Here is a 6,345-nt window from a genome sequence, read left to right on the forward strand (position 1 = left end):
TTCAATTTGTTTATTTCTTCACTACGCTAAAAGGGTTGTAGGCTTCGCCCTTACCTTCGTAACCGGAGTTCTTAAAGTATTCGACGAACGTCAGACGAAGCGGATGCACAAATGCGCTCAGGCAGGACATCGCAATGTTCAACGAGTGACCGAATACCAATATCAGTCCGCAGAACAACCAACCCAAAAGCGGACCTGCCGCATCGTTCACCATAAATGCAAGCTGATTGAAAACGCCTCCCAGCATACCGCCTGCCAGCCCAAGGGCATACAGACGGATATAGGACAAGATGTCGCCCATCAGACCGGTAGCCATGTTGTAGGTATCCCATACGCCGGCACCGATGTTGACGAATACATTCCGATGAATATTGTTCAGCAGATAAATGCCGATGGCCGAAATGCCGCCAATCACGATGAACGCCCATGTAGAGACTTCTTCCGAAATAATCTTGAAGAAAGAGAGTCCGCCGGTGCAGATAAAACCTACCACCAACAGCAACCAGCCCCATGCGCTGAGCGACTCCTTGAATCCGAAACGCACGGTCTGCCCCACAGCTTTCACCGTCATGGCGATGCAAATATGAACCGCACCGATAATCAGTGCCAACAGCATTTGTTTATCATAGCCGGTATCGCCTATCTTGCCCACAATCATGAACTCTTTCAGCGGTGCGGGTATCTCCAAATCGAAGAGGCTCACTCCGAAGAACGTTCCCAGCACAGCACCGAAAACGGTGGTAAAGATGCCCAGCGTAATCACCAGATTCATCATGCCGCGCAAGGATGCCGATAGTTTCTTCTTCAGAATGAATCCGAGTGCAATCAGCACCAATCCATAACCGGCATCGCCCATACAGAAGGCAAAGAACAACGAGAAGAAAGGTGCAAGAATCGGTGTAGGGTCGAACTCTGCATAATCGGGCATGCCATACATTTTTGTCAGCACTTCGTACATGCGGGTATAGGCATTGTTTTTCAGCTTGATGGGCGCATTGTCCTCGCGCTTGGCGCTTCTAATTTCATAGTAAGTGCCGTTTTCGGCAAGCAACTTTGTCACTTCGGCTTCATTGTCTTCCGGTATCCAGCCTTCCAGCAACACGACAGCCCCTTCGACCGTGCGCTCACTGTTCAGTTTCACTTTCAGCAGGTCTATGTCTCCTTCGAGCAACAGGCTGTACTGTTCCAATGTACGATAGTTTGCCTTGCAGAATGCTTTCAGTTCGGCACGCGCCTGCTCCAGCGCTTCTTCCGTATCGGTTCTCTTTCGATTCAGCTCCGAAAGGCTCAGCGAAGGCAGTCTCAGCTGTTCGGCATCCAGTTCTACGGGTCGGGGATTGACGGTCACAAAATAGAGGTGCCCGCCATCTTCCTTCACTACGATGGCGTTGTAATCTTCCGCCCATGCATCGTTGTATTCCTTTTCCGCACAAGTATAGAATTGTACAAACCAACCTGCGCTTTCCAATCTGCGCACAGTCTTCCAATCAAAATCTCCCCAGATTTCCATCTGTGCCCTGTCTTTGTCGATAGCGGGAATTTGCTGGTTCAGGTCTTGTATCTTTGTCTGTAAGTCCTCATATGATTTCACCAAAGCATCCGCCGATTCGTCTTTATGTACCGTTTCTTCGGGTTGTTTATCAGCCAAAAGATACATACTCTGAAGCATATTCTTGTAGAGCGTGCGTTTCTGCACGAAACGCAGCAGAGTATCGTCCATCTCGCCCCGTTGCTTCTCGACAATATGCACCACTCCCAATTCTCGAATCTGCTGCAAGAACTGTTCGTACTCCTTATGATACACAAGGAATGTGAGCTTCTTCATTTTTGTGATCATGCCTCTGCCTCCTTCCTTTTCTCTTGATGGGACTTCATGATTTTCTGCGACGACTTGGAGAGGTTTTCTTCGTCTTCCATGAATCGTTTGATTTTGCGCAGCGCATCCTGATAACCCGGAATCTGTACTTTCTCAAAAAGATTCACCTTCTGGGTGGTCTTTTTACGCGCATGTTCCAGCAAGTTCAGTTTGGCAACGGTAAATTCGCGCTCAATGGCGGTATGCGCCAACGACTTGAGCAAGTGCAACCCGTCCGCATACCATTTGGGAGCGCTGAACAGACTGTACGGACGTATCTCGAAATCCACGTTTTCGAGCAACGGCACCCTTACGCCGGCAATCTTCTTCACGCCGAGATGAACATCGCTGACCTTTATCAATGAGGCGTCGAACTCATTCCAAAGGGCGAACATGGCTTCGTAAGCTTGGATTTCCTTTTCCAACCTCGCGTCCAGCGCGGCAGCATCGGTTTTGCAGCGCTTCACTTCCATGCGCAGGGCACTCTCCTTGTTCTTGATGATGGGAAGTGTACGCACGCGCACCTTCAGTTGCTTTTCCAACTGCTGGAGGGAGGTCTTGTTATATTGAAACTTGATAGCCACTTCTTTTAGTGATTAACGATTAGTGATTAGTGATTTGTTTTCGGCCAAAATTCGTCTACCAACTCTTTCTTGATATTCACTTCCTCGGAACGGAAATACTTGCCGAACAAGTCCCAAGCTACATCGAGCATTTCGGTGGTATCGAGATTGACGTCAATGGCCAACAGTTGGTTGGAGTAGTCTTTCGCAAAAGCAAGCGTACGTTCGTCGTAATTCGTCAGGTCGAAACCGTTTTCAAGCTTGGTCTTGGCATTGGCGGCATCGGCGTACAGACGCACGGCGGCGTTCATCACCTGTGGATGGTCTTTACGCGTCTTCTTTCCCGTAACCAACTGCTTCAGACGCGACAAGGAACGGAAAGGATCTACAATCACCTTACCGATATCGCTGTCACGGCGGAGGAACAACTGTCCTTCCGTGATATACCCTGTATTGTCGGGTACGGCATGCGTGATATCGCCACCTGAGAGGGTCGTCACTGCAATAATCGTTATCGAACCGCCACTTGGGAACTGCACCGCCTTCTCGTATATCTTTGCCAAATCCGAATAGAGGGAGCCGGGCATGGAGTCCTTGGAAGGAATCTGATCCATACGGTTGGACACAATGGCCAAGGCATCGGCATAAGAAGTCATGTCCGTCAGCAGAACCAGCACCTTCTCATTATTGTTCACCGCGAAATATTCGGCAGCTGTCAGGGCCATGTCCGGAATCAGCAGACGCTCCACCGGAGGGTTCTCGGTAGTGTTCATGAAGCTGACGATACGGTCGAGCGCACCGGCATTGGAAAACACGTTCTTGAAGTAGAGGTAGTCGTCATTCGTCATACCCATGCCGCCCAGAATAATCTTGTCCGTCTCGGCACGCAGCGCCACATTGGCCATCACCTGATTGAAAGGCTGGTCGGGGTCAGCAAAAAACGGAATCTTCTGTCCGGACACCAGCGTATTGTTTAAGTCGATACCTGCAATACCGGTTGCAATGAGTTCCGAAGGCTGTTTACGACGGACCGGATTCACTGACGGACCGCCGATTTCCACCTCTTCGCCTTCAATGGCGGGACCGCCGTCAATGGGGTCGCCAAATGCGTTGAAGAAGCGTCCGGCAAGCTGCTCGCTCACTTTGATTGTAGGAGCCTTGCCCAAGAATACCACCTCTGCATTGGTAGGAATGCCTTCCGTACCTTCAAACACCTGCAAAGTCACTTCGTCGCCGGCAATCTTTACCACCTGCGCCAGTTTACCGTTCACCGTCGCCAACTCGTCATATCCCACTCCGGTTGCCTTGAGCGAACACGTAGCTTTGGTAATCTGCGTTATCTTGGTATATATTTTTTGAAATGCTTTTGTTGCCATTTATTTATCTATTTGACAATTTACTATTTACCATTTTAATCTCTCGTCATTCTTCCCGCAATTTCTCCGCTCACCCTTCTGCCGCAAGGCCTGTATCTGTAAAACCCCTGAACAGAAAATCGTAAACTTCAAAACGGCAAGTCGTTCTTTCAAGCTCTACGCTCTTCAATCAGTTCCGACAACTGCTTGTAAAAGCCATCGTAAGCTTCAGACTTGAACTTCGAGTAGTTCATCTGCTTGCAGATGTTAATCATCTTCTTGAAGTAGTCCATCACCTCATTGAAGTTATCAAACTTAAATTCAGTATGACAGATGTTTATCACCATATTCAGAATTTCTTCCTGACGATCCATTGGAGTCACGGCATCAATCTCGTCGAAAGCGTCTTGCTGCAAGATAACGAAGTCTATCAATTCCGATTTCCAGAACGTCACGTGATACTCTACAGGCACACCGTCATCACCCAGAATGTTGATTTGCTCTGCAATCTCCTTACCCCGCTGCAAACGGGTCTTGACTTCATTTACCTTTCCAATCCACTCGCCGTTGATGCGCTTGCTGATGTAGTCCGCGAATTCGGGATATTCAATGTATTTAGAATAAGAATCAATCGGGTTAACCGCCGGATAACGTTTTTTGTCGGCACGGTCTTGCTCAAGGGCATAGAAACAACGGGCCACCTTTTTTGTATTCTCGGTTACCGGCTCCTTCAAGTTACCGCCGGCGGGAGATACCGTACCGATGAATGTAATGGAACCCGTCTCGCCGTTGTTCAACGTCACATAACCGGCACGACCGTAGAAGTTGGATATGATGGATGACAAGTCCATCGGGAAAGCATCGGGTCCGGGAAGTTCTTCCATACGGTTGGACATCTCGCGCAATGCCTGTGCCCAACGCGATGTGGAATCGGCCATCAGCAATACCTTCAATCCCATGCTGCGATAATATTCGGCAATCGTCATGGCCGTGTAGACAGATGCTTCACGCGCGGCAACCGGCATGTTCGAGGTATTGGCAATGATAATGGTACGCTCCATCAGTTTACGTCCGGTGTGCGGGTCTACCAGCTCGGGAAATTCCGTAAAGATTTCCACCACCTCGTTGGCACGCTCTCCGCAAGCCGCTATGATAACGATATCCGCCTCCGCCTGCTTGGAAATGGCATGCTGAAGCACCGTCTTGCCTGTACCGAACGGACCGGGAATAAATCCCGTACCTCCTTCCACTATCGGATTGGCCGTATCGATGACACGTACTCCGGTTTCCAACAATTTGAAAGGACGGGGCTTTTCTTTATAGCTCGTCATGGCACGCTTCACGGGCCATTTCTGTATCATGTTCACTTGGATGTCGTTGCCTTCTTCATCGGTCAGCACCGCAACAGTATCTTCAATGGTGTAGTCACCTTCTGCTACAATGGACTTCACAGTACATACACCCTTTTGTTCAAAAGGCACCATGATTTTCAACGGCTGGAAATTTTCATTCACTTGCCCCAGCCAAGCGGCAGCTTCTACCTTGTCGCCCACCTTCACCAAAGGGACAAAATGCCATTTGCTTGCTTTATCCAGCGGATAGGTGTATTGTCCGCGTTTCAGGAAAACGCCATCCATTTTGTCTAGGTCGTTCTGCAGACCATCATAATTCTTTGAAAGCATACCCGGCCCCAGCGTCACTTCGAGCATGTGTCCGGTAAACTCGGCCTCGGCTCCCACCTTTAGTCCGCGGGTGCTTTCAAACACCTGTACATAAACCTGGGTGCCTACCACCTTAATCACCTCCGCCATCAACCTGTCTCCACCGGTCGAGATATAGCAAATCTCGTTTTGCGCTACCGGTCCGTCAACGACGAGGGTCACCATGTTGGCTATTACGCCACTTACAGTTCCTTTTGTTGCCATATAATCATGTTATTTATTTTATCTGAATTCTGCGGGTATCTGTACTTCGTCTTTCAAAGCAGCAATCATGCTGCGAAACAATCGGTTACCCTTTTCTTTGTCCAATGAAATCCAACGCTCAATCATCTCCAGCTGTTGCAGGAAGACGAACAGACGTTCTACCGTGAAATAGTCGAAAACGGTAGCTTCTTCCATCCAATCCCAACGGAGTTGGTCTATCTTCTTTTCCCGTTCCACCAACTCATTCGTTTCACTGATTTTCACCAACTGCTCCAAATATTCCACCTCACTGCCCAAGCCGAAATCACGCGCATTCGAAGTTCGCAACGCTTCGCACACCTCCGTATCACCCACAATAAGCGGGGCAACCTCCATCTTGAACTTTCGAGCCGTAAGTGCTGTCAATACATTGTTCACGGTAAGATTGAAAGTAAACCATGAAGCTACAAAACGATTCTTACACTTCATTGCATAGGCATAATAAAGCGCAGCCAGACGGTTCTCATACAAGACACCATTTCCGCCGGCAGGCATACTGAAATATTCAGAGATAAAAGCACACAGATAGGAAGGGAAGACACCATCGGGCAGTTCATCACCCTCTTTCAATCGAGAGATATACTCCGTCAATTCCCCGGCAGCATAGT

General features: G+C 48.9%; 5 protein-coding genes (1 of these 5 running past the window's edge). All 5 read right to left on the reverse strand.

From position 1 onward, the window contains the following. Positions 1-10 precede the first annotated feature (10 nt). A complete protein-coding gene (locus C4H11_RS03360; RefSeq protein ID WP_106040451.1) occupies positions 11-1,837 on the reverse strand; it encodes a V-type ATP synthase subunit I in 1,827 nt (608 codons plus the stop codon). Beyond that, positions 1,834-2,439, reverse strand: a complete 606-nt coding sequence (locus C4H11_RS03365; protein WP_106040452.1) for a V-type ATP synthase subunit D — start codon at positions 2,437-2,439, stop codon at positions 1,834-1,836. The genes C4H11_RS03360 and C4H11_RS03365 overlap by 4 nt, the downstream gene beginning before the upstream one ends. Positions 2,440-2,465: 26 nt before the next feature. Continuing rightward, the gene (locus tag C4H11_RS03370) at positions 2,466-3,794 is read right to left on the reverse strand and encodes a V-type ATP synthase subunit B (protein ID WP_106040453.1); all 1,329 of its coding nucleotides are present in this window, start codon (positions 3,792-3,794) and stop codon (positions 2,466-2,468) included. Between the two features lie 149 nt (positions 3,795-3,943). Further along, a complete protein-coding gene (locus C4H11_RS03375; RefSeq protein WP_106040454.1) occupies positions 3,944-5,698 on the reverse strand; it encodes a V-type ATP synthase subunit A in 1,755 nt (584 codons plus the stop codon). Positions 5,699-5,716: 18 nt separating this feature from the next. Then, positions 5,717-6,345, reverse strand: partial view of a DUF2764 family protein gene (locus C4H11_RS03380; protein ID WP_106040455.1) — the 3' portion only. 214 nt of this gene lie beyond the right edge of the window; 629 of the gene's 843 nt are visible here — the last part of the coding sequence; the start codon falls outside the window, past its right edge; its stop codon occupies positions 5,717-5,719.

The sequence above is a fragment of the Bacteroides zoogleoformans genome, assembly GCF_002998435.1.
GTDB classification, from domain to species: domain Bacteria; phylum Bacteroidota; class Bacteroidia; order Bacteroidales; family Bacteroidaceae; genus Bacteroides; species Bacteroides zoogleoformans.